We start from the raw sequence: 21,079 nt of genomic DNA, 5'->3' as shown, positions 1-21,079 counted from the left end.
AGAGAAATAAAGAGGAAATGGGAATGAAAGTAAATTCTGAAAAATGTATCCGTTTTAATTTTTGTTTACATCATCTAGTAAAGATTGTAGCATTTGCTGCGTTTTTAATCCTTCTAATCCATCTACAACAGGCTTTGTATCTCCGTGTACACATTCAATAAAATGATGAACAGCATCTTCAAAACCACGTTGTTTTAACGTTGTATCCCATGATGGGGAACCGCTTTGTGAAACTGAGTTTTCCTGTTCAATTTCAAATGTGTTCATATTTTTTACGCGAATGATTTTCCCTGGCGTTACAAGTTCAATTTGTTCTAAATTTGTACCGGCATGGCGATGCATTGCAGTAGAAAGTAACAGTCCACTTGGAGTTGTATATGTATGATGTCCGTAAAGAAGTTCATTCTTTTCATTGATTTGCATCATATTGTGAACGACGTTAAGGTCATTATTAGCTAACCAGCGAGCTGTATCTACAATGTGTAAATAATCATCTAACATAGTGAAATCGTACGTATATGGCCCGACTTTATTTGTGCGATGCTTTTCAATTCGAATCCATGAAATATCATTAGCCTGTTCTTTGGCAGCGACATACATAGGAACGAATCTGCGATTAAATCCGACCATTAATTTTCGGTTATATTTCTCGCTCAACTCGACTAGTTGCTCAGCTTGTTCCACTGTAGCTGCTAGCGGCTTATCAACATAAACGTCGATCCCTTTTTTCAGAAGTTCAGAAACGATTTCATAATGTGATGCAGTTGAACTATGCACGAAGATTGCATCGCATTCCGAAGCTAACATTTCAATAGAATGAAAGTCTTGAATCCGGTATTGCTGGCAAACTTGTTTTCTTTTTTCTGCGTTAGGTGTAAACGCCCCTACAAAATTCCAATCAGTTTCTTTTGTAAGTGTTGGAAGATAGGCCTTTTGCGCAATACTTCCAAGTCCAATCATCCCAATTTTAGGTTTGTTCATTTTTATTCCCACCCTATTAATATTAATGTAACGGCTTAAATGTAGCATAGGGTGGGGGAGGAAGGCAAAAATTAGCTTTTTACTTACGTCCTTCTAACAAAATCTTCTCTATCTCTTCAAAGTGATGAGCGCGAGCATGCTCTAACGGGGTAACACCATCATGGTCTGGAATATTTACATCTGCACCGTGCTCAATAAGAAGGCGAATGACTTGTTGCTGTGTTTCGTTTCCGTTACTTAGTACGATGGCTTCCATTAAAGCTGTCCATCCGAGGTTATTTACATGATTTACATCAATAGTTGTTCGAGTGAGGAGTTCTTTTATAACGTCAATATAGCCATGTTCTGAGGCTGGGATAAGAGCTGTTCCGCCGTAACGATTTGTAATCATAGGATCTGCACCAGCATCAATTGTTAGCTTTAAAATGTCTAAGTAACCTTCCGCACCGGCGTATAGAAAGGGATTGTTTTTCATGTCATCTTGGATGTTTACGTCAGCACCAGCTTCGATAAGCATTTTTGCGGTTTTTACATCATTTTTGTATGTTGCAATCATAAGCGGAGTGCGTCCTTGATTATCCGTCGCATTTATATTTGCGCCTTGTTTTAGTAAAGATATAACAGTATTCGTTTCATTTTTTTCAGTAGCTGCTAGTAGTGCAGTCTCTATGTTTGTCATCTCCTTTTTTACTTCTTGTTCTTGCGAGCATCCTTGTAAAAAAATTACGCAACATATCATACTGAATGTTTTTTTGAACATGGAATTTCAACCTCCTAATTTCAACTGTAAAATAGGAACATTAAATTTTTATAAACTGACGCTAAAATTACTATAAAATCGCTTGAGTATTTGAACATATATTTTTATGCTTATGAATATGAAGGATGGGTAAAGTGAGGATGTAAATGATGTCTATTAAAACAAGGTTTTTATTTTCTTATATTGCTGTAATTCTCGTTTCTATTATGCTCATATTAGTCGCGGGATTTTTAATTGTTTTTTCGATAACAGGTGACTTGGAAGCAGTGAAAAATTTCTATAAAAGTTCTTACATTCAAAAGCCGCTTACAGCAGAAGAAGAGAATGCCTATCTTGAATTAAAATTAGCGGCAAAGCAACATCAATCTCAATTATTAGATGAATCGTTCGTTTCATTAATTGAAAAAGAAGGCGTGAAAATAATTGTAAGAAAGGGAGAAAACATTTCTTATGCTACAAAGGGTTTTGAAAGTTCGACTTTAACAGAAGCCCTTCCGAAATTTGAAGCAGCAAATATTAATAGTCGTGGTACAACGGAACTAGGTGATACATTTTATCGATATGTAAAATTTGATTTTTATTTTGCAGAGAAAGAAGAAGGGAGTATATTTGTACTAAAAAAGCAAAGTTCATTTGTAGATCTTACACAAAAATTATTTCCAATCTTATTCGTATCGCTTTTACTATTAGCTATTTTACTTATTGGGCTATTAAGTTATCTCGTTTCAAGAAGTGTAATAAAACCAATTTTTGTATTGAAAGGCGCAACAGAGAAAATTAAAGAAGGAAATTTAGATTTTCAAATGCCAGTTACATCGCACGATGAAATAGGTCAATTAAATCAAGGATTTGAGGAAATGAGGAAGAAGTTAAAAGAATCGATTGAAGTACAAACGCAGTATGAAGAAAATCGAAAAGAACTTATTTCAAACATATCGCATGATTTAAAAACACCGATTACATCTATTATCGGATATGTAGAGGGAATAAAGGACGGGGTAGCAAATACGCCAGAAAAAATGGATAAGTATTTAACGACAATTCACACGAAGGCAAAACATATGGACACACTCATTGATGAACTCTTTTTGTTTTCAAAGCTCGATTTGAATCGAGTTCCATTCCAATTTGAGACAGTTGAATTAAATACGTTTATGCAAGAATTAATAGAAGAGATGCAGATGGATTTAAGTGAAGAAGGTATAGAAGTTAACTTACAATTACATTCATCGCCATTATATGTAACGGCTGATTGCGAAAAGATAAATAGAGTTATATCAAATTTAATTCATAATAGTGTGAAGTACATGGATAAAGAAGAGAAGAAAATTACTGTAACAGTATCGAGTGATAACAATAAAGTTATTGTGAAAGTGATGGACAATGGATCAGGTATAGAATCTGATACGCTACCGTATATCTTTGAACGTTTTTATCGTGCAGAACAATCGCGAAATTCTAGCACAGGTGGAAGTGGACTTGGTTTAGCAATAGCGAAGCAAATTGTTGAAGAACATGGCGGGGAAATTTGGGCGGAAAGCGAGCTTGGTAAAGGCACAAGCATTTTGTTCTCATTGGAAAAAGTAGAGGAATGTGGTGAGTAAATTGAAAAGAATTTTACTAATAGAAGATGAAGTAAGTATTGCAGAATTACAGCGAGATTATTTAGAAATTAATGATTTCCAAGTTGATGTAGAGCATTCAGGAGAAACAGGTTTACAAATAGCACTGCAAGAAGAATATGATTTAATTATTTTAGATATTATGCTCCCGAAAATGAACGGATTCGAAATTTGTAAACAAATACGTGCTGTAAAAGATATTCCGATTCTACTTGTTTCAGCAAAAAAAGAAGATATAGATAAAATTCGCGGACTCGGATTAGGAGCGGATGATTATATAACGAAACCGTTTAGTCCAAGCGAATTAGTTGCAAGAGTAAAAGCACATATTGCTCGTTATGAAAGATTATCAGGAAATGTAAGTAAGCAACGTGATACGCTATACATTCACGGAATTTCTATCGATCAACGGGCGAGGAAAGTTTTTATAAACAATGAAGAAGTGGCATTTACAACGAAGGAATTTGATTTATTAACATTCTTTGTAACACATCCAAACCAAGTATTAAATAAAGAACAGTTATTTGAACGCATTTGGGGATTAGATTCCGCTGGTGATTTAGCCACTGTTGTCGTCCACATTAGAAAGCTACGTGAAAAAATTGAAAGAGATCCTGCCCACCCGCAATATATTGAAACAGTATGGGGAGCTGGTTATCGTTTTAATGTGTAGGGAACCTGCCGAGTAATTGGCAGGTTTTTTTGTATGTTATTCGAATGAAAAGGAAGGAATAGGTAATTTATGTTAAAATGTAAAGAGAAACAAAACAGAGGAGAGCATGAGGGGCGTGCTATATGTTGGGGGATATATTAAAAGATAATAAATCAAACAAGGCTTTAAAGATTGGAACTAATATCGTACTTATCTTATTGATTATTGGTGCAATACAAATGTTTTATGATGAAGATTCTACGAATGATCATTTTGGTTGGTTCTTTTTTGTGATCTTTTGGGTAATTAAAAGCATTTCTAGCTCTAAGGTAAGTTTAAAAGATAGAGATAAAAAGTCGGTATTACTTGATGTGGGTTTAGTTGTTATTTCTTGTATTTTTTTAGTTGTTTTTAGTGTGAAATATTTCTTTTGAAAAAAGCTCATAGTCTTATAGAGGCTGTGAGCTTTTTGTCAGTGTTTAGGTTTTCTTAATAATAACGGTACTAACGATTTATAAAATGTTTGAGTAGTAGAAGTAAACTGAGTAGCCTCTTCTAAAAAAGGATAATGGTTGCTGTTTTCAAATGGAATGAAGATAGAATTACGTATCCCATCATGCATCTTGATAGAATACTGAATTGGGCACTGTACATCATATCTTCCGCATATAATAAGTGTCTTTGTTTGGATGGAAGGTAAATACTCTCTTAAATCAAATGAAGGATATTCATTGACGAAAGCATTCATCCGGCTAACGGACATTGTTTTTTTGATTGGTTTACAAAAATAAGAGTTGTAGTTTTCTGGTTTATACAATGATAATTTTGTTCTCTTAGTAGATAGTTCTTTCCGTTCTTCACTTGTAAGGTGAGGGCTTTTTAAGTTTTCGATGAGCTCTTGCATATAATGAAATTGTGAATGTTCGGGATGATAAATGCAAAATGGTGTTTCGGTATAGTTACTTGCTGCAGCTCCTACTACGGCTAATGATTGTAAGGAATTTGGATATGTAATCGTATATAAAAGTCCAAGCATACCACCTGTTGAATGGCCAGCGAAATGCCATGTTGGAAGTTGTAATGCTTCTCGTATGGCTTCCAAGTCGTGGATTGTTTCAATCATGCTTAATTCGTTTTCTGACTGGGCGGTTACAGAGCTACCAGTATCTCGTAAATTAATGAGAAATACACGATGCGTAGCAGTAAAAACATCCGCAAAGTAATCACCAGTTTCATTAAATTGTGAATAGTGATGTGTAATACAAAGCGATTCGCCATCTCCTTTTGTAAAGAGTTCAAATGTGCCACGTTTCGTGTGGATCATTTGTCGTTTCCACATAATATCACGACCTTTTCTCATAAAAGTTGGGCCAGGCTGTTATGAAATGAAAATATATCGGCGCATCTCGAAATATATCAGCGATTATTAAAATATATCGACTTACCGACAGAAACCGACAATAAATAAAAGGAGGCTATTCAAAAACGAGCCTCCTTTTCGTTTAGTACAAAGATTTTGTCATATTATTCCGAATAATTTCAAGGGATTTCGCTACAGTTAATGCGTTTTTTTCTTCAATTTCTGGTTTACGGGGGATAGGTTTATACATGTTGTCTGGATCTTCCCATGTGAGGGGAAGTTCTGTTTCTGCTTGTCCTTTCCAAGCTTCAATCCATTCTGGAGGGAGATAACCTGAGATGTTTTGGATGTTGTTCATTTCGAGCCAAATGAGTGCCCAAGCTCTTGGAACGACGCGCCAATGGTCATAGCCACCACCGCCGACAGCGATCCAGCGACCGTCGCAATATTCATTAGCAATTTCACGAGCGAGTTTCGGTATTTCGCGGTAAATATTCATGGTCGCACAAAGGTGTGTAAGTGGGTCGTAGTAATGTGCATCAGCACCATTTTGCGTTAAAATAATATCCGGTTTAAAGTATGCTGCAACTTCTTTTACAACAGTTCGATATGATTCTAAGAACGATTCATCTTCTGTAAAAGCATCGAGTGGAACGTTAAAAGAATAACTATAACCATTACCTTGTCCACGTTCGTTTACAGCGCCAGTTCCAGGGAATAAATAGCGACCAGTTTCATGTAATGAAATGGTGCATACGTTAGGGTCATCATAAAATGACCACTGTACACCATCACCGTGATGAGCGTCTGTATCAATATATAGGACGCGTAAACCGTATTTCTTCTGAATATACTTCATTGCGATAGAACTGTCGTTATAAATACAAAAGCCAGATGCTTTACCACGGAAGCCATGATGTAAGCCGCCTCCTAAGTTAAGCGCGTGTTTTACTTTTCCGGAAAGAACAGCATCGACAGCTGTTAATGTACCACCAACGAGCAATGCGCTTGCTTCGTGCATATTTGGAAACATCGGTGTATCTTCTGTTCCAAGTCCATATGTCATCGCAATTGATTTTTCTAACTTTCCTTCTCCAGCACGTTTTACCGCATTTATGTACTCCTCTGTATGAACGTAGGCAATCTCTTCATCTGTAGCCATCCGTGGTGAGATGATTTGGGAAGAAGAGATGAAACCGCCCTTTTGTAATAAATCATACGTAAGTGTGACGCGCAGTTGGTTAAAAGGATGATCAGGGCTAAATGAATAGCCCCGAAAGTCATCCGAATAAATAAACGCGCTACTCATGCTTGCATCCCCATGATGTTCGGCCATAATACGCGATAGCCTTCTGCTTCAAGTGCATCAATCACTTTTAGAGGATTCATCGTTTGAATGCGGAAAACAAGTACTTTATCATTCTCATCTTTTGCTGGATAGACGAGAACGCTCACGATATTTATTTGTAAATCACTAAAAATAGCAACGACTTTTCCAAGAATACCAGGTTCGTTTTTTACTTGAATTTCAATTTGTGAACTCGGTTGATGTGCCCCTGTTAATTTCACTAACGTGTGCAGTACTGTAGATTCTGAGATGATACCAACTAACTTACCAGCCTTTGTAACAGGAAGGCAGCCAATTTTATTTTCAAAAAATAAAGTAGCAATTTCCTCAACGAAATCGAGAGGGTGGCAAGTCATTACAGGATGTTTCATAATAAGTTCAAGCGGTTGCTGTAGCATATCGAGTGAAACTTGTTCATCTAGAATAGACGGACTTGCATCTCTTACATCCCGATCAGAAATAATGCCTACGACGTGATTATTTTGATCGACAATTGGAATGTGCCGAATGCCTTTCGTGCGAATCGTTCGGATTGCTGTTTCGATTGTATCGTTTGGATGTAGTGTAACTACATTTTGATTCATAATTTCTTCTACAATCATTCCAGTTGCCCCCTTTATTAATACATAAAACGATTGTGAAAACGTAGACGATCAAAAGCTTGAATAGAATCCGTATCAACGCGTTTACCGATGCGGACCATTAAACAGTTGGCGGGATGTGAACAAATTTCAGGATCGTCTGTAGCCATCCATTGTAACCCGCCGGCATTCATCATCTTTTCCATTACTTTTCGGTATTCCCACACATTCAATCCTGTTTGTTTCAAATCCCAGTGCCAATAATATTCAGTCGTCAATATAATGTAATCTTCCATATAATCGTCCATCATAGAAACCTCTAGTAAGTTCTTTCCGACAGAACTCCCGCGGAAGGCTGGGACTACTTCAATTGCCCCGAGCTCAATTAAGTTTTCCATTTTTCCTTCTGACCATCGTTCAAGTGGATCAGGATATAAATATGTAACATATCCAACAATCATTTGGTCATGTCTAGCAATAATGAGTCGAGCTTCTGGTAATTTAGAAATTTCGACAATTGCTTTATATTGCTGTTCAGCAGGACGAAATGCAACTAAATCTGGATGAAATTCATACATTTCAAGATTATGTGTAGAGACAGGACCTTCAATAATTAAAGTGCCTTTCGCTGTTTTTAAGTTTCTAGCATTGTATATTTTTTTATGAATCAATGTATTGCTCACCACCTTGAGGGTTTGTGAATCTATTAATATCGTACTTTATAATATATGCGATGTGAATCGAATTTTGTCATTAAAAATTTGTCTAAAAATCAACAAATATACTGAAAATTTTAAATAATATCATTATAATAGATAATAGAATACATAGGAGGGGGATGTAAAGTATGAAAGTAGAAACGCTTCCTGTCATTAAAGGAGAAAATAATTTGCCGAATTATGATGAGGCATACGCGAATTTTAACTGGGAAGAGGTTAATAAAAACTTTACTTGGAATGAAACAGGCCGAGTAAATATGGCGTATGAGGCAATTGATAAGCATGCGAAATCCGATCGAAAGAATAAAGTAGCTCTTTATTATCAAGATGGATCGCGAAAAGAGAAATATACATTTAAGGAAATGAAGGATTTTTCTAATAAAGCAGGGAATGTCCTGAAAAATTATGGCGATGTAGAAAAAGGCGATCGCGTTTTTATTTTTATGCCACGTTCTCCAGAGTTATATTTCGCACTTTTAGGTGCAGTGAAATTAGGAGCAATTGTTGGACCGTTATTTGAAGCATTTATGGAAGGTGCGGTTCGCGATCGTTTAGAAGATAGTGAAGCGAAGGTGTTAATTACAACGCCTGAGTTATTAGAGCGTGTACCATTAAATGATTTACCTGCTTTAAAAACAGTTTTCCTTGTTGGAGATAATGTAGAAGAAGGCGGTAAAACGGTAGCGTTCAATCCTTTATTTGAACAAGCTTCAAAAGAATTACATATTGAATGGTTAGGCCGTGAAGATGGTTTAATTCTTCACTATACGTCTGGTTCTACTGGTAAGCCAAAGGGTGTGCTTCATGCGCAAAATGCAATGGTTCAGCATTATCAAACGGCGAAATGGGTATTAGATTTAAAAGAAGATGACGTATATTGGTGCACAGCTGACCCGGGCTGGGTAACGGGAACTGCTTACGGTATTTTCGCACCGTGGTTAGTTGGAGCGTCAAATGTTATTTTAGGTGGACGCTTTAGTCCAGAAGCTTGGTATGAAGCACTGCAAGATTACGGTGTGACGGTTTGGTACAGCGCACCAACAGCGTTCCGTATGTTAATGGGAGCTGGACAAGACGCAATTAAAAAATACGACTTATCACAAGTTCGTCACGTATTAAGCGTTGGTGAGCCGTTAAATCCAGAAGTAATCCGCTGGGGTATGAATGCATTTGGACTTCGTATTCATGATACGTGGTGGATGACAGAAACAGGTGGACAAGTTATTTGTAACTACCCTTGTATGGAAATTCGCCCAGGCTCAATGGGTAAACCAATTCCAGGTGTGAAAGCAGCGATTGTTGATAATGAAGGAAATGAAGTTCCTCCATACACAATGGGTAACTTAGCAATTGCGAAAGGTTGGCCATCTATGATGCGCGGGATCTGGAATAACCAGCAAAAGTATGAATCTTATTTCATGCCGGGAGATTGGTACGTATCAGGTGACTCTGCCTATATGGATGAAGATGGATACTTCTGGTTCCAAGGACGTATTGACGATGTAATTATGACTTCAGGTGAGCGCGTTGGTCCGTTTGAAGTAGAAAGTAAATTAATCGAGCATGCTGCTGTTGCAGAAGCAGGTGTAATTGGTATTCCTGATCCAGTGCGCGGCGAAATTATTAAAGCATTTATCGCACTTCGAGCAGGATACGAACCATCTGATGAATTAAAAGAAGAAATTCGTCAATTTGTAAAGAAAGGCCTAGCAGCTCATGCAGCGCCAAGGCAAATTGAATTTAGAGATAAATTACCGAAAACGAGAAGTGGTAAAATTATGCGCCGCGTATTAAAAGCGTGGGAGTTAAACTTACCAACAGGTGACTTATCAACGATGGAAGATTAAGAGAGGAAGGTCTGAACGAAAAATGTTCAGACCTTTTTTTATGTTATTATTAACTTATATATATAAGTTGAAGGGGGAGTATGATGAAAACAGAAAAAGAAAAGATGATACTAGGAGAAATGTACATACCGGCTGATCCAGTTTTAGTACAAGAAAGAGAGCAAGCACGTATATTAACGAGAAAATTAAATGATACGCCAGAAGAGCAATTAAAAGAGCGTAGCGAAATCGTAAAAGAATTATTTGGAACGACAGGAGATAATATTCATCTTGAATCTTCTTTTAGATGTGATTACGGTTATAACATTCACGTTGGCGAAAATTTTTACGCGAACTTTGACTGTACAATTTTAGACGTATGCCCGGTAACAATCGGAGTGAACTGTATGTTAGCTCCAGGTGTTCACATTTATACAGCAACACACCCGCTTGATCCAGTAGAGCGCATAAGCGGATCAGAATACGGAAAACCAGTTACAATTGGCGATAACGTATGGATTGGCGGAAGAGCAATTATTAATCCAGGTGTAACAATTGGAGACAATGCGGTGATCGCATCTGGTGCTGTCGTAACGAGAGATGTACCTAATAATGTAGTAGTTGGCGGGAATCCCGCAAAGATTATTAAAAAAATAAAATAATATGTGAACGAAGTGCCTTCCTCGTCTGTATACATTTGTGAAAGAATAGATGAGGGAGGCTTTTTTATGTCTAATAAATTACTTCTTGCGACGTTATAAAGGATTGACAAGAAGAGAAACCGGACCTCTATTTGACACGCCTATATAAATGATGGTATAAAGAAAAGTATATGAATAATTGAGCGTGGAAAGGGAGAAGTAGTGATCATTTCCCTGTTTTAGAGAGCTGATGGTCGGTGAAAATCAGCACATAGATGATCGCGAATTACGCCCCTAGAGCATCTTTTTTCGATTGAATTGTATTCAAAAGGGAAAAGACGGTGCTAAGCCGTTATGTAAATAAGGTGGTAGGCTTTTTTGCCTGCAACTAGGGTGGTAACGCGATAATCAAAATCGTCCCTTATTTGAAGGGGCGATTTTTTTATGTTTTCAACCTTCACGCCAGTAATGAACTTAAAGGAGAGTATGTAGGATATGGGTATTTTACAAGATCTTGAATTTCGCGGTCTAATTAATCAGCAAACAGATGCTGAGGGCCTTGAGCAATTATTAGAAAAAGAAAGCGTTAAATTATACTGTGGTTTCGATCCGACAGCAGATAGCTTACACATCGGTCATATGTTACCAGTATTAATGTTACGTCGTTTCCAATTAGCTGGTCACCAACCAATCGCACTTGTTGGTGGTGGTACTGGTATGATTGGTGACCCAAGTGGTAAAAAAGCAGAGCGTACATTAAATACGAAAGATACAGTTGCTTACTACACAGAAAGCATTAAAAACCAACTTTCAAACTTCTTAGAGTTCGAAAACGTGGACAACCCAGCAACAATGGCTAACAACTATGACTGGCTTGGTAACTTAGATGTAATTTCATTCTTACGCGATATCGGTAAAAACTTCGGTTTAAACTATATGTTAGCAAAAGATACAGTAGCATCTCGTTTAGAAACTGGTATTTCATTCACTGAGTTCAGTTACATGATTTTACAATCATACGACTTCTTAAACTTATACCAACACCATAATTGCCGTCTGCAAATCGGTGGTAGTGACCAATGGGGTAACATTACAGCTGGTCTTGAATTAATCCGTAAATCAGAGGAAGATGCGAAAGCATTCGGTTTAACAATTCCACTTGTTACTAAATCTGACGGTACGAAGTTTGGTAAAACAGAAGGTGGCGCAATTTGGTTAGACCCAGAGAAAACAACTCCTTACGAGTTCTACCAATTCTGGATTAACACAGATGACCGCGATGTTGTTAAATACTTAAAATACTTCACATTCTTATCTCATGAAGAAATTCTTGAGCTTGAAAAGCAAGTAGCTGAAGCGCCAGAAAAACGTGCAGCACAAAAAGCATTAGGTTCTGAAATGACAAAACTTGTTCACGGCGAAGAAGCATTAGAGCAAGCAATCAAAATTTCAGCTGCACTATTCAGCGGTTCTGTAGCAGAACTAACTGCAAGCGAAATTGAACAAGGATTCAAAGACGTACCATCTGTAGAACGTACTGCAGAAGATACAGTATTAATCGACTTACTTGTAGAAAGCAAAATCTCTCCATCAAAACGTCAAGCACGTGAAGATGTAACGAACGGCGCAATCTACGTAAACGGTGAGCGTACACAAGCGTTAGACTACGTTGTAACAGAAAACGACCGCATCGAAGGTAAATTTACAATCATTCGCCGCGGTAAGAAGAAATATTTCTTAATTCGTTACTAATAAATAAAAAGCTTTGGGGAAATTCCTCAAAGCTTTTTTGTTTTAATCTCCTTTTCGAGTTCATACGGAAATCACATGTAAGCGGTATGATAAATGTATAACAACTAGAAAGGAGTGGTAAAACAAAATGTCACTAGAAGCGCTCATTATTTTTTCTTTGCTAAATGCGGGTCAGCTTGCAGAGAATTCGAAGGTTGATATACATAAAGAGCAGAAAGATGCTTATGTATATGTTCAAAAAGAGGAAAATAAATAACTTTATTTTATATATAAACTTCAAAAGCCAATCCATTGGATTGGCTTTTTGTCAGGTTGTTGGAAAAAGAGCGTACATTTTTCTCTTTTAAACATTAGCTAAAATTTGATCATAGCACGAAGTAATAAGTGCTTCCAGATTTTTTAAGTCATTAACGTTATCAATAAAAATTCTACTCACTCCCTGTGATTTTGGGGCTTGCCGGATGCCCTTAAAAAGAACAAGAAGGCAATATTGAGTATCAGTTTAATGGTCATAGAGATGTTAATGGGCATGAACAAGAATACCATTGCAAAGATGGAGATGTGAAGTTTTGTCTTTATGATAAAATAAATCAAAAAGCGTTGTTTTCTATGGACTTCTTTAAAAAGAGGCCTCCAATTATGAAAAGTAAAGAGGATGAAAGGGCAATAAAATTAAATTTATTATATGTTATTGATGATTCGTTGAGAGACAAAAGAATATCCACTTTTTATGTTAAAAAACTTCAGAAGAATGCGCTTGATAAGGAAATGAATTGCATTCATGTAGACCCAAACGTTAAAGTTGATATATTTGAAAATAACATGGCTAACGCATTAAGTCTAAGGAAATCAGAAAAATTTTACGACAACTTAAGCACTCCCGAGATGCCTATTAAACGTAAATATTAGTAAAATAAAATAATATTGAAGCAATACGAGAGCATCTATTTGGTTGCTCTTTTTATTATGTATGGAAGATAGAAGCTGGAAAGTAGAATTAAACAAAAAATCTTTTTTTGAAAAAAAAGAAGGAGTCTACTTTTTTTCTGTAAATAGAAAGGGGCAAGTAATTTTATTTATAGAAAAGGGGTAATTACATGGAAAGTTTATTAGAAGGGTTTTACATGTCTTTATGGACAATAGCTTTTGTCTCATTTTTGGTTTTGACACTTTATTGCTACGGAACTAAACAAAAGGCAGGTATCAAGTTTCGAGAATACATGGATGTAATGGGAAGTTTGTTGACTAGCGGTGGAGGTACAATTACTGTAATTATTTCAGTAGTACAAAATAAAGGTGCTTTATTGATTTATGTTGGTTTAATCGGATTATATGTAGGGGCTTTTAATTCGTTTAAGAAAATGATGGACATGTACGATAAAGTATCAACGGTAAAAGAGGAAGAAGAGGAAAAGGGTTTGTAAGTAAAATAAAAAGCATCCATAACGGGTGCTTTTATTTTGGAAGGATTGAGATAAATGACATGGTGAACATTCTTTATAGGATGTAGCGTTGGTATGACATTAACTGTATTAATCATGAAAGGTGTTATCGAAGCGAACTCATCCATATTAAAAATGAAATGTGCAGGTGATGATAAATTTAAAACTCATATCCAAGGTTATGGGATGTGAATTCGAAGGTTATAAATAAAAAAACAGGCTCATGAAATCTTCAAGAGGGGGAGCATTTGAACTTTTATTAATCTGATAAAATAACAAGTTGATTTTTATGATACAAATGGGCATTAGTATTTAAAAATTCTCTAACTTTCCCGCCATTCATACGAGGTGAACATAGTGAGCATACCGCAATATGTTGTCCGGCTTTTATATCGTCTGGTGAAAGTGTTCCAGCATCGAAAAAAATAGATGGTGAAGGAATTTGTTCTATTCCTTTGCTGTTAATTCCCTTTTTTCCCCAGCGAAGGTTTATAGCATATTTATCTGATATTTCTATATACCGCACACTGTCTACAATACCCTCTATGCAAATAGGGTGTCTGTTTTTCCATTCTAGTTGTTTTATGTAATTGAATGCTTGTATATAACGATTTGGTTCGTAATAAAAATCACTCCACTTTATTCTTTTTCCATGCATTTCAATTTCAATAATAGAGTGTAGTTCGGTTTGTTTTTCTAGAATATTCCGTAACTCAATTATCTTTTTCATGGTTGATAAGTATGAGTTTAAGCTCCCGCTAGAATGATAAGTTCTATCTTTTTTATTCAGTGCCTTGTTTTGATCATTCTTTGGCTTTGTAGTTTGATTTTTCAATTCTTCTAAAGGCTCATGGATCATATTTAAGCGAAATAAAAAAGTTTTATCCTCTACACTTTTTAAAATGTCATCATCGGAATCACGTGCGATAACTTTAATCTGACCGAGTGTATTGTATGAACAGAATTCCTCGTGGTTTATGCCGCCTTTTCGGTAAAAAAGCGCTGGAATATCTACTTCATTTCTCATATGTCTTGTGCGATGCGCCACAGGTATTCTACAAACTCCACATTCTAATTCTTGTTTTAAATGCTTATTTACAGGTTCATCTATTTCTTGCGCTGAAACCTTTTCATTCAAAATTGTCGAGTAAGCTTCTTTCATTGTTACTGCCATTTTCCTCTCCTCCTAATAAAGAAAATTTAACACCATCATAAATTGTATTTATATAGGATATTTTACCATTATCAGCATTCGAAGTGGCTAAGTTTGGAATTTAATATTTGACGTATGAAAGAAAGTTGGTATCTGAAGATAATCTGATTTTTATTACGTTATTTTGAAAAGAGGGGGGTTATTTAATTATAAGTAGATTCTTTTTGCGCTTTTTTTAGGGGTATTAATATAACTCAAAGAAAACTTATCCATATTCAAAATGAAAAAGAAGAACGTTAATCCTTATAATAAGGCGTTCTTCTTTTATTTTTTATTCCTCGTCTTCTAAATCGCGTAAGCTATTAAGTAATTCGGTAAAAGACGAACAAACAGGATAAATTGCTTTTTCGATATCTTCTTCTTCGTGTTCCCAAAATACAACAGTTGGTGATTCAGGATTGTTTCGATAGTCAAAACATAAGTGATTTCCAAATGAATCTTTACCAAAAGGATATGTTTTATTTGCTAATCGATCTTTTATATCTTCATAAACTTGAATAATTGAATTTCTACTTTCTAAATCAAAAGTTAAAAGCTTACTAAATACATTTTCATCCCGTCCAGGCACATCAAATATTTTAGGTCTCGGATAACCTCCATCGTATTTCTTTACACATGCAATGAAATCTTCAGGAAATTTAATACCAAAATATTTTTCTGCTTTTTGGATTTCTTCATCTGTAATTGGTGTTTTACTCATAAAGGACCATGTAATATTCTTCATTTTAATACTCCATATTAAAGGAGGGCTGTTTTCAATGCTTCTTCAAGCATTGTATTGAAATCATTATATGTGTTCATCACTGTTCCAGATGGTTTATCAAGTTCTAAATAAGTACTGTCAGATAAGTTTTTACAAAACCACGCAATATTTGAATCTCCAAAGAAAAGATACTCTTTTTGAAATTCATTTTCATACCAAATCTCATTCGTTTCTATAAAGCCGCAAATTTGTTCATCTTTTTCTGTTTCTAGTAAAGAAGAATCGACTCCATAAAGTACCAGCCCATTAAAATCTAAACCATTTACAGTTTTAAGAAACTCTACGTATTCACGCGGTAAATCAATACTAATTTTCTCTTTTGCATGTTCTCTTAATCTCTGAATTTCAGTATCCGTTGCGGGTGTATTCAATTTATCATTAAAACTTTTCTCTATTTTTTCAATTTCTAAAACTAGATTTTTCCACATACAAAAACCTCTTTCTAAATTTATTTATTCCCCTTTAGGATAGATGTTGTATTTTGGGATAGGCCAGCTTATGTCTACACTATCTCCTGGTTGCAAGCCTTTAGTTAATGTACGTTGTGTATTAGTTATAACTTTATGATATGGATGATTTTGTATTAAAGTTAAATTTTCAAATGTATTTGTTCCTCCATCGTCTAAGGGGAGGTTATGATGTACCTGCCACCCTTTTGGGTTGTTTCCTCTTTTCATCCTTTCTATATCAGCATCTGTTATCCCCGCTTTTTTGAGTTCTTCCAATTTAACAGGGTCATTTACCAATGCATTAAGAAAATCTTTTCTCACACTTCTATCAAATTCCTTCCGAAGTTGTTCAGCTTCTTCTCTAGTTCTCTTAGAATAAGTAATATCTGCAACTTTGACATCGTCGAGATGTACATCTTTTCCATATAATTTACCAACAAAAGTGTCTCCATCTGTGTTGCTTTTAGTATATTGATAAGGCGATAGTTTATCCTTAGCTGTTTGATAAGTATCAACAAGGCTAGTTTTTAAAGAATTCCCCCCAACACCAGCATAAGCAAAACGGTTTCCGGTGTTCAATTTAAAATTATTTAATGTATACAATGCATCTCTGTATGCAGGGGCAGTAGTTAGAAGCGATTTTCCTTTTGTAAGACTTGTAACAGCTGCTATTTTTCCTACTTGTCCAACTTTATCCAGACCTTTGCTACCAATAAAACCTGTGAGTAGCGAGGTGACCGCATAAGCTGCATAATGTTCTCTACTTTTCATATCCCCATTCCATAATTCATTCATGAATGAATCGGATAGGGCATTCCATGCCACAGGTAGGGTTTCTTTATAATTTACGATTGCATCTTTCATGTTTAACCAGGTCTCTTTATCTCCTAAAGCGACAAATCCGTCCCATGCGTCTACAACCCCATCTACAACCCCAGTAGAAATCCCAGTCCACGCATCATTCAAGTCCTTTTTATTTCTATCCCAAAAGGTCTCTTCTGATTTTGGCGGAATTTTGCTACACATTGCACCTTCTTCTAGTGTAACATCTTGATTATCCGCATTGCGGAATTTTTCAGCAATCCTTTTCAATTCTTCTTCCACATTTGTGATTGCATTGATAGAGGTAAATGCTTTTGGTCTTGCATCATTGAACATTTGGATGAAATTTTGATTAGAAGCACCTATCCATTGATAACATAAATAATCAATTTGATTACATAAGTCGTTATGTATGGATTCTAACGCGTTTCTAGTGTTATTTGCACGGTTTGCAACTTCTTCTAGCATTTCGGGTGTTACTTTGATTTGAACCATATAGCCCCTCCTCTCCCTAAAATTTACCAATGAAATTATACCATATAGGCATTTTTCTGTTACAGGGATTTTGGGTGAAATCTAGTATGGCTCTTTATTATGTATTGGATGTAGAAGGAGCCGGCGATATTAGATAATTCACCTAATAAAAAAGTGAACGAGTGTGAAAAATATTCGTTCACTTTTATTTTACCCTTTATAAATGCAATTCATAATTTCCGTCCGTACTATCGGGCTTTCTAAAAATTTCCTCGAATGGATCAATCTTTTTTGAGAAACCATTTTTTAATGCAAAGTGGTAACCTTCTTCAGTTATAACTTCTTGTAATACTAATCGTTCGAATCCTTTTTCTTTAGCGAATGTTTTAAACCATTCAAGAACAATACTTCCCTTACCTTGATTACTTGGTGTAATGTTTATAGCAGTAATCGCCAAGTATGGATCGGGGAAAAATTCGCTTCTAAGGTTAATGGTGACTTTAGATTTTTTAGAAGAAATATCTAAAGAATACTTAGAAAGGCCTTCTATGAACATTATTTCATCTTGCACTAATTCTTCTAATAACAATTTAAATTTTTGAAAGTCTTGTACATGGAGAGGGATCTTGTTGGATTTTTCTTTCAAAACAAGTAACTCCTTTTACCATCTATTTTGTGTACTTATCCATTTCTATACACACGCCAGCCTTTTTTATTGTGACCCCAAACTAGCCCCAATTACATTCTTTTTTATGCCTTATCTTGCATTATTAAATAAAATAAAAAAAGCCCAGGCTCCTTGATAAACAAGGTTCCTAAGGCTTTTAATAATACTCTTTGCAGAGTACCGAGATTAACGAGAGTAGAACTCTACGATTAATGCTTCGTTGATTTCAGCTGGTAACTCAGCACGCTCAGCGTGACGAGTGTAAGTAGCTTCTAATTTGTCAGCATCGAAAGTTAAGTATTCTGGTACGAAGTTGTTAACTTCGATCGCTTCTTTAACAACAACAAGGCTGTTAGATTTTTCGCGAACGCTGATAGTTTGACCAGGTTTTACACGGTAAGATGGGATATCTACGCGAGCGCCATCAACCATGATGTGACCGTGGTTTACTAATTGGCGAGCTGCACGACGAGTGCGAGCTAAGCCCATACGGTAAACTAAGTTGTCAAGACGAGCTTCAAGAAGGATCATGAAGTTTTCGCCGTGCTTACCAGGCATTTTACCTGCTTGGTCAAATGTGCGACGGAATTGACGCTCAGTCATGCCGTACATGTGACGAAGTTTTTGTTTCTCTTGTAATTGTAAACCGTATTCTGAAAGTTTCTTACGTTGGTTAGGACCGTGAGGACCTGGTGCGTAAGGGCGTTTTTCTAATTCTTTTCCTGTGCCGCTTAGAGAGATTCCAAGACGACGAGACAGTTTCCAAGCTGGACCTGTATAACGAGCCATAGTTGACTCCTCCTTTAAAAATGTTTTTATTTACGTAAAATAAAAACAGACGTAATCGATATTTACGGGCATTTTGTTTTCATGTACCTTCGCTCCAGCAGCAGGGAGTTACGAGATACACCTCCGTAGAGGAACAAAATACAAACGATAAACTCACATTACAAGGCTGCCTTTTTATTTTACACAAACGCTATTATATCTTTTACCCAGAGTTTCGTCAAGCGAGTACGTTTTTGTTTTATGCATATAAATTTTGGAAATTAATATAAGAAGGAATTTAAAACAATATAAAAGAAGAGATAGAAACACAAATAAAACGCTTACATAAAATGTAGTAAAAACGTTCATCAGTTTTTTACTGGTGAATATGCGGTAATAAAAACATAAAGGGGATGTTTTTATGAAAAAGAAGCATATGGAGACAGCGTTAATTCATCACGGTTATACACCTGAGGAACATAAAGGAAGTTTAACACCACCTTTATTTCAAACCTCTACGTTTACATTTGAGACTGCGCAGCAAGGAGAGGCGAGTTTTGCGGGAGTGGATCCATCTTATATTTACTCAAGGCTTGGAAATCCGACTGTGAAATTATTTGAAGAACGTATGGCGGTGTTAGAAGGAGGAGAAGAAGCACTTGCCTTCGGATCTGGTATGTCAGCTATTTCAGCAACTTTAATCGGTTTTTTAAAGGCTGGAGATCATATTATTTGTTCAAATGGATTATATGGGTGTACGTACGGTTTTTTAGAAGTGTTAGAAGAAAAATTTATGATTACGCATTCGTTTTGTGAGATGGAGACAGAGGTTGATATTGAAAATAAAATTCGTCCAAATACAAAGCTTATTTTCGTTGAAACACCGATTAATCCAACAATGAAATTAATCGATTTAAAACAAGTTATTCAGGTTGCGAAGCAAAATGGTTTACTTGTCATTGTTGATAATACGTTTTGTTCACCTTATTTACAAAGACCGCTTGAGCTTGGCTGTGACGCTGTTGTGCATAGTGCGACAAAATATATTGGTGGCCATGGTGACGTTGTAGCGGGTGTAACAATTTGTAAAAAGAAAGCGTTAGCTGAAAAGATTCGCCCGATGCGAAAAGATATCGGCGGCATTATGGCGCCGTTTGATGCATGGTTATTATTACGCGGGTTAAAGACGTTAGCGGTAAGAATGGATCGTCATTGTGATAATGCAGAAAAAATTGTATCGTTCTTAAGAAAACATGATGCGGTAGAAGGTGTTTGGTATCCAGAAGGGGAGTTAGCATCTCGTCAAATGAAGCGCGGGGGCGGTGTTATTTCTTTTTCAGTAAAAGGCGGAAAAGAAGAGACGCAAGCATTTATTAATGACCTCCACTTTATTACAATTGCGGTGAGTTTAGGAGATACAGAAACGTTAATTCAGCATCCAGCAACGATGACGCACGCTGCGATTCCAGCTGAACTAAGAAAAGAAATGGGCATTTTCGATAATTTAATACGCTTATCGGTCGGTTTAGAATCTTGGGAGGATATCGTTTCTGATTTAGAGCAAGCATTAAAGAAAATATCTACTGTTAATCAATAAAAAAAGAGTGAGCTATCGGTTTTGTACAGGACGTACTAAATCGATAACTCGCTCTTTTCTTTTTACATATGTTTTAGGAGTGTTTCCACAAACTTTTCTAAATAGCGCTGATCTACTTCATCAAAACGATTCTTTTCAGGACTATCAATGTCAAGTACACCAATGACAGCTCCTTCTTTCACAATCGGTACAACGATTTCTGAATTAGAAGCACTATCGCAAGCGATGTGACCTGGGAATTGGTGAACGTCCGCTACAAGCTGAGTTGTTTTCGTTTCAGCTGCTACGCCGCAAACGCCTCGTCCAAATGGAATGCGTACGCAAGCAGGCATTCCTTGGAACGGTCCAAGGACAAGCTGATTTCCTTCTGTTACGTAAAAGCCAACCCAATTAACGCGATCTAAAAATTGGTTTAATAATGCGGACGCATTTGATAAGTTTGCGACTACGTTTGATTCGCCAGTTAATAACGCATCCAGTTGTTTAATTACTGTCTCATATTGCTGCACACGAGATCCTGCATAACTTTCTTTAGTAAACATGGAAACAGCTCCTTTTTTATCGAGATGTGTAAAATATTAGCAAAATACGATGTATTTCACATGACTTTGTCGATAGAAAATTAAAGGAATTTGTCTTAAA

Annotated in this window: 24 protein-coding genes, 1 pseudogene and 1 other annotated feature; of the genes and pseudogenes, 11 read left to right on the top strand and 14 right to left on the bottom strand. The window is 36.2% G+C overall.

Going from position 1 to position 21,079, the window contains the following annotated elements; all coding sequences use genetic code 11:
• Window positions 1-54: 54 nt before the first annotated feature.
• Both MHH27_RS24310 and MHH27_RS24305 read right to left on the bottom strand, forming a co-directional pair.
• Window positions 55-981 (bottom strand): Gfo/Idh/MocA family protein, encoded by a 927-nt coding sequence (locus MHH27_RS24310; RefSeq protein WP_023523189.1) that lies wholly within the window; start codon window positions 979-981, stop codon window positions 55-57.
• Between the two features lie 79 nt (window positions 982-1,060).
• Window positions 1,061-1,741 carry an ankyrin repeat domain-containing protein gene (locus MHH27_RS24305; protein WP_097946389.1) on the bottom strand — a complete coding sequence of 227 codons (681 nt, stop codon included), beginning with the start codon at window positions 1,739-1,741 and terminating at the stop codon, window positions 1,061-1,063.
• A 149-nt stretch (window positions 1,742-1,890) separates the two neighbouring features.
• Between MHH27_RS24305 and MHH27_RS24300 the strand changes: the two genes are divergently transcribed.
• From MHH27_RS24300 to MHH27_RS24290, 3 genes are all read left to right on the top strand, one after another.
• Window positions 1,891-3,345 (top strand): HAMP domain-containing sensor histidine kinase, encoded by a 1,455-nt coding sequence (locus MHH27_RS24300; protein WP_098508927.1) that lies wholly within the window; start codon window positions 1,891-1,893, stop codon window positions 3,343-3,345.
• Between the two features lies 1 nt (window position 3,346).
• Complete coding sequence (locus MHH27_RS24295; RefSeq protein WP_003271808.1) at window positions 3,347-4,036, top strand: response regulator transcription factor; 690 nt, start codon at window positions 3,347-3,349, stop codon at window positions 4,034-4,036.
• A 122-nt stretch (window positions 4,037-4,158) separates the two neighbouring features.
• Window positions 4,159-4,449, top strand: a complete 291-nt coding sequence (locus MHH27_RS24290) for a hypothetical protein (RefSeq protein ID WP_090976884.1) — start codon at window positions 4,159-4,161, stop codon at window positions 4,447-4,449.
• Between the two features lie 38 nt (window positions 4,450-4,487).
• On the opposite strand, the gene MHH27_RS24285 is transcribed toward MHH27_RS24290, so the two are convergent.
• The 4 genes from MHH27_RS24285 to acuA all read right to left on the bottom strand — a co-directional run bounded on the left by MHH27_RS24285 (window position 4,488) and on the right by acuA (window position 7,975).
• Window positions 4,488-5,375 (bottom strand): alpha/beta fold hydrolase, encoded by an 888-nt coding sequence (locus MHH27_RS24285; protein ID WP_369812828.1) that lies wholly within the window; start codon window positions 5,373-5,375, stop codon window positions 4,488-4,490.
• Between the two features lie 142 nt (window positions 5,376-5,517).
• Window positions 5,518-6,684: an acetoin utilization protein AcuC gene (acuC, locus tag MHH27_RS24280; protein ID WP_082187973.1), complete on the bottom strand. Its 1,167-nt coding sequence runs from the start codon at window positions 6,682-6,684 to the stop codon at window positions 5,518-5,520.
• Window positions 6,681-7,325, bottom strand: a complete 645-nt coding sequence (locus tag MHH27_RS24275) for an acetoin utilization AcuB family protein (RefSeq protein WP_000634583.1) — start codon at window positions 7,323-7,325, stop codon at window positions 6,681-6,683. The genes acuC and MHH27_RS24275 overlap by 4 nt, the downstream gene beginning before the upstream one ends.
• Before the next feature lie 17 nt (window positions 7,326-7,342).
• A complete protein-coding gene (gene acuA / locus MHH27_RS24270) occupies window positions 7,343-7,975 on the bottom strand; it encodes an acetoin utilization protein acetyltransferase AcuA (protein ID WP_000581393.1) in 633 nt (210 codons plus the stop codon).
• 176 nt (window positions 7,976-8,151) lie between these two features.
• Here acuA and acsA point away from each other — a divergent pair, with 176 nt between their 5' ends.
• The 4 genes from acsA (at window position 8,152) to MHH27_RS24250 (ending at window position 12,498) form a co-directional block, all read left to right on the top strand.
• Window positions 8,152-9,870 carry an acetate--CoA ligase gene (gene acsA / locus MHH27_RS24265; RefSeq protein WP_000862049.1) on the top strand — a complete coding sequence of 573 codons (1,719 nt, stop codon included), beginning with the start codon at window positions 8,152-8,154 and terminating at the stop codon, window positions 9,868-9,870.
• Window positions 9,871-9,950: 80 nt separating this feature from the next.
• Window positions 9,951-10,511 (top strand): maltose acetyltransferase domain-containing protein, encoded by a 561-nt coding sequence (locus MHH27_RS24260; protein WP_075718471.1) that lies wholly within the window; start codon window positions 9,951-9,953, stop codon window positions 10,509-10,511.
• A 176-nt stretch (window positions 10,512-10,687) separates the two neighbouring features.
• Window positions 10,688-10,915, top strand: a binding site (T-box leader).
• A 70-nt stretch (window positions 10,916-10,985) separates the two neighbouring features.
• Window positions 10,986-12,242 (top strand): tyrosine--tRNA ligase, encoded by a 1,257-nt coding sequence (gene tyrS, locus MHH27_RS24255; protein ID WP_000512081.1) that lies wholly within the window; start codon window positions 10,986-10,988, stop codon window positions 12,240-12,242.
• A 127-nt stretch (window positions 12,243-12,369) separates the two neighbouring features.
• Window positions 12,370-12,498 carry a hypothetical protein gene (locus MHH27_RS24250; protein WP_000050940.1) on the top strand — a complete coding sequence of 43 codons (129 nt, stop codon included), beginning with the start codon at window positions 12,370-12,372 and terminating at the stop codon, window positions 12,496-12,498.
• 87 nt (window positions 12,499-12,585) lie between these two features.
• Here the strand turns inward: MHH27_RS24250 and MHH27_RS32075 are convergent.
• Window positions 12,586-12,705 (bottom strand): annotated as a pseudogene (locus MHH27_RS32075) (type I restriction endonuclease); the annotation flags it as partial.
• 176 nt (window positions 12,706-12,881) lie between these two features.
• On the opposite strand from MHH27_RS32075, the gene MHH27_RS24245 reads away from it, so the two are divergent.
• From MHH27_RS24245 to MHH27_RS24235, 3 genes are all read left to right on the top strand, one after another.
• Entirely contained in the window at window positions 12,882-13,151 is a 270-nt protein-coding gene (locus MHH27_RS24245; protein ID WP_090976890.1) for a hypothetical protein, read from the top strand.
• A gap of 61 nt (window positions 13,152-13,212) precedes the next feature.
• Window positions 13,213-13,335 (top strand): hypothetical protein, encoded by a 123-nt coding sequence (locus MHH27_RS24240; protein WP_258375778.1) that lies wholly within the window; start codon window positions 13,213-13,215, stop codon window positions 13,333-13,335.
• A 4-nt stretch (window positions 13,336-13,339) separates the two neighbouring features.
• Window positions 13,340-13,666 carry a hypothetical protein gene (locus MHH27_RS24235; protein WP_090976892.1) on the top strand — a complete coding sequence of 109 codons (327 nt, stop codon included), beginning with the start codon at window positions 13,340-13,342 and terminating at the stop codon, window positions 13,664-13,666.
• A gap of 277 nt (window positions 13,667-13,943) precedes the next feature.
• Here the strand turns inward: MHH27_RS24235 and MHH27_RS24230 are convergent, their stop codons facing one another.
• From MHH27_RS24230 to rpsD, 6 genes are all read right to left on the bottom strand, one after another.
• Entirely contained in the window at window positions 13,944-14,846 is a 903-nt protein-coding gene (locus tag MHH27_RS24230) for a hypothetical protein (protein WP_340944380.1), read from the bottom strand.
• Between the two features lie 322 nt (window positions 14,847-15,168).
• Complete coding sequence (locus MHH27_RS24225; RefSeq protein WP_090976896.1) at window positions 15,169-15,621, bottom strand: SMI1/KNR4 family protein; 453 nt, start codon at window positions 15,619-15,621, stop codon at window positions 15,169-15,171.
• A 14-nt stretch (window positions 15,622-15,635) separates the two neighbouring features.
• Window positions 15,636-16,088: a YrhA family protein gene (locus MHH27_RS24220; protein ID WP_090976898.1), complete on the bottom strand. Its 453-nt coding sequence runs from the start codon at window positions 16,086-16,088 to the stop codon at window positions 15,636-15,638.
• A gap of 24 nt (window positions 16,089-16,112) precedes the next feature.
• Complete coding sequence (locus MHH27_RS24215; RefSeq protein ID WP_255288284.1) at window positions 16,113-17,426, bottom strand: WXG100 family type VII secretion target; 1,314 nt, start codon at window positions 17,424-17,426, stop codon at window positions 16,113-16,115.
• A 196-nt stretch (window positions 17,427-17,622) separates the two neighbouring features.
• Entirely contained in the window at window positions 17,623-18,051 is a 429-nt protein-coding gene (locus MHH27_RS24210; RefSeq protein ID WP_098250727.1) for an N-acetyltransferase, read from the bottom strand.
• Window positions 18,052-18,258: 207 nt separating this feature from the next.
• Complete coding sequence (gene rpsD / locus MHH27_RS24205; protein WP_000135315.1) at window positions 18,259-18,861, bottom strand: 30S ribosomal protein S4; 603 nt, start codon at window positions 18,859-18,861, stop codon at window positions 18,259-18,261.
• 400 nt (window positions 18,862-19,261) lie between these two features.
• On the opposite strand from rpsD, the gene megL reads away from it, so the two are divergent.
• Complete coding sequence (megL, locus tag MHH27_RS24200) at window positions 19,262-20,437, top strand: methionine gamma-lyase (RefSeq protein ID WP_090976902.1); 1,176 nt, start codon at window positions 19,262-19,264, stop codon at window positions 20,435-20,437.
• Between the two features lie 62 nt (window positions 20,438-20,499).
• On the opposite strand, the gene MHH27_RS24195 is transcribed toward megL, so the two are convergent.
• Window positions 20,500-20,979, bottom strand: a complete 480-nt coding sequence (locus MHH27_RS24195; RefSeq protein WP_000494340.1) for a GAF domain-containing protein — start codon at window positions 20,977-20,979, stop codon at window positions 20,500-20,502.
• Window positions 20,980-21,079 lie beyond the last annotated feature (100 nt).

The sequence above is a fragment of the Bacillus sp. FSL L8-0152 genome (genome assembly GCF_038006365.1).
In the GTDB taxonomy this organism is placed as follows: Bacteria; Bacillota; Bacilli; order Bacillales; family Bacillaceae_G; genus Bacillus_A; species Bacillus_A cereus.
The sequence above is the reverse complement of the archived record's forward strand: the minus strand, read 5'-3'. Positions and strand labels throughout refer to the sequence as shown.

What these genes read in the sequence shown, in the direction of transcription:
- MHH27_RS24240 (WP_258375778.1), top strand. Translation starts at nt 13,213, where the DNA reads ATGGAAGATAGAAGCTGGAAAGTAGAATTAAACAAAAAATCTTTTTTT.
- MHH27_RS24225 (WP_090976896.1), bottom strand. Translation starts at nt 15,621, where the DNA reads ATGAAGAATATTACATGGTCCTTTATGAGTAAAACACCAATTACAGAT.
- MHH27_RS24220 (WP_090976898.1), bottom strand. Translation starts at nt 16,088, where the DNA reads ATGTGGAAAAATCTAGTTTTAGAAATTGAAAAAATAGAGAAAAGTTTT.
- MHH27_RS24230 (WP_340944380.1), bottom strand. Translation starts at nt 14,846, where the DNA reads ATGAAAGAAGCTTACTCGACAATTTTGAATGAAAAGGTTTCAGCGCAA.
- MHH27_RS24235 (WP_090976892.1), top strand. Translation starts at nt 13,340, where the DNA reads ATGGAAAGTTTATTAGAAGGGTTTTACATGTCTTTATGGACAATAGCT.
- MHH27_RS24275 (WP_000634583.1), bottom strand. Translation starts at nt 7,325, where the DNA reads ATGATTGTAGAAGAAATTATGAATCAAAATGTAGTTACACTACATCCA.
- tyrS (WP_000512081.1), top strand. Translation starts at nt 10,986, where the DNA reads ATGGGTATTTTACAAGATCTTGAATTTCGCGGTCTAATTAATCAGCAA.
- megL (WP_090976902.1), top strand. Translation starts at nt 19,262, where the DNA reads ATGAAAAAGAAGCATATGGAGACAGCGTTAATTCATCACGGTTATACA.
- MHH27_RS24290 (WP_090976884.1), top strand. Translation starts at nt 4,159, where the DNA reads ATGTTGGGGGATATATTAAAAGATAATAAATCAAACAAGGCTTTAAAG.
- MHH27_RS24195 (WP_000494340.1), bottom strand. Translation starts at nt 20,979, where the DNA reads ATGTTTACTAAAGAAAGTTATGCAGGATCTCGTGTGCAGCAATATGAG.
- MHH27_RS24300 (WP_098508927.1), top strand. Translation starts at nt 1,891, where the DNA reads ATGTCTATTAAAACAAGGTTTTTATTTTCTTATATTGCTGTAATTCTC.
- MHH27_RS24215 (WP_255288284.1), bottom strand. Translation starts at nt 17,426, where the DNA reads ATGGTTCAAATCAAAGTAACACCCGAAATGCTAGAAGAAGTTGCAAAC.
- MHH27_RS24250 (WP_000050940.1), top strand. Translation starts at nt 12,370, where the DNA reads ATGTCACTAGAAGCGCTCATTATTTTTTCTTTGCTAAATGCGGGTCAG.
- MHH27_RS24245 (WP_090976890.1), top strand. Translation starts at nt 12,882, where the DNA reads ATGAAAAGTAAAGAGGATGAAAGGGCAATAAAATTAAATTTATTATAT.
- rpsD (WP_000135315.1), bottom strand. Translation starts at nt 18,861, where the DNA reads ATGGCTCGTTATACAGGTCCAGCTTGGAAACTGTCTCGTCGTCTTGGA.
- acuC (WP_082187973.1), bottom strand. Translation starts at nt 6,684, where the DNA reads ATGAGTAGCGCGTTTATTTATTCGGATGACTTTCGGGGCTATTCATTT.
- MHH27_RS24305 (WP_097946389.1), bottom strand. Translation starts at nt 1,741, where the DNA reads ATGTTCAAAAAAACATTCAGTATGATATGTTGCGTAATTTTTTTACAA.
- MHH27_RS24285 (WP_369812828.1), bottom strand. Translation starts at nt 5,375, where the DNA reads ATGAGAAAAGGTCGTGATATTATGTGGAAACGACAAATGATCCACACG.
- MHH27_RS24310 (WP_023523189.1), bottom strand. Translation starts at nt 981, where the DNA reads ATGAACAAACCTAAAATTGGGATGATTGGACTTGGAAGTATTGCGCAA.
- MHH27_RS24260 (WP_075718471.1), top strand. Translation starts at nt 9,951, where the DNA reads ATGATGAAAACAGAAAAAGAAAAGATGATACTAGGAGAAATGTACATA.
- acsA (WP_000862049.1), top strand. Translation starts at nt 8,152, where the DNA reads ATGAAAGTAGAAACGCTTCCTGTCATTAAAGGAGAAAATAATTTGCCG.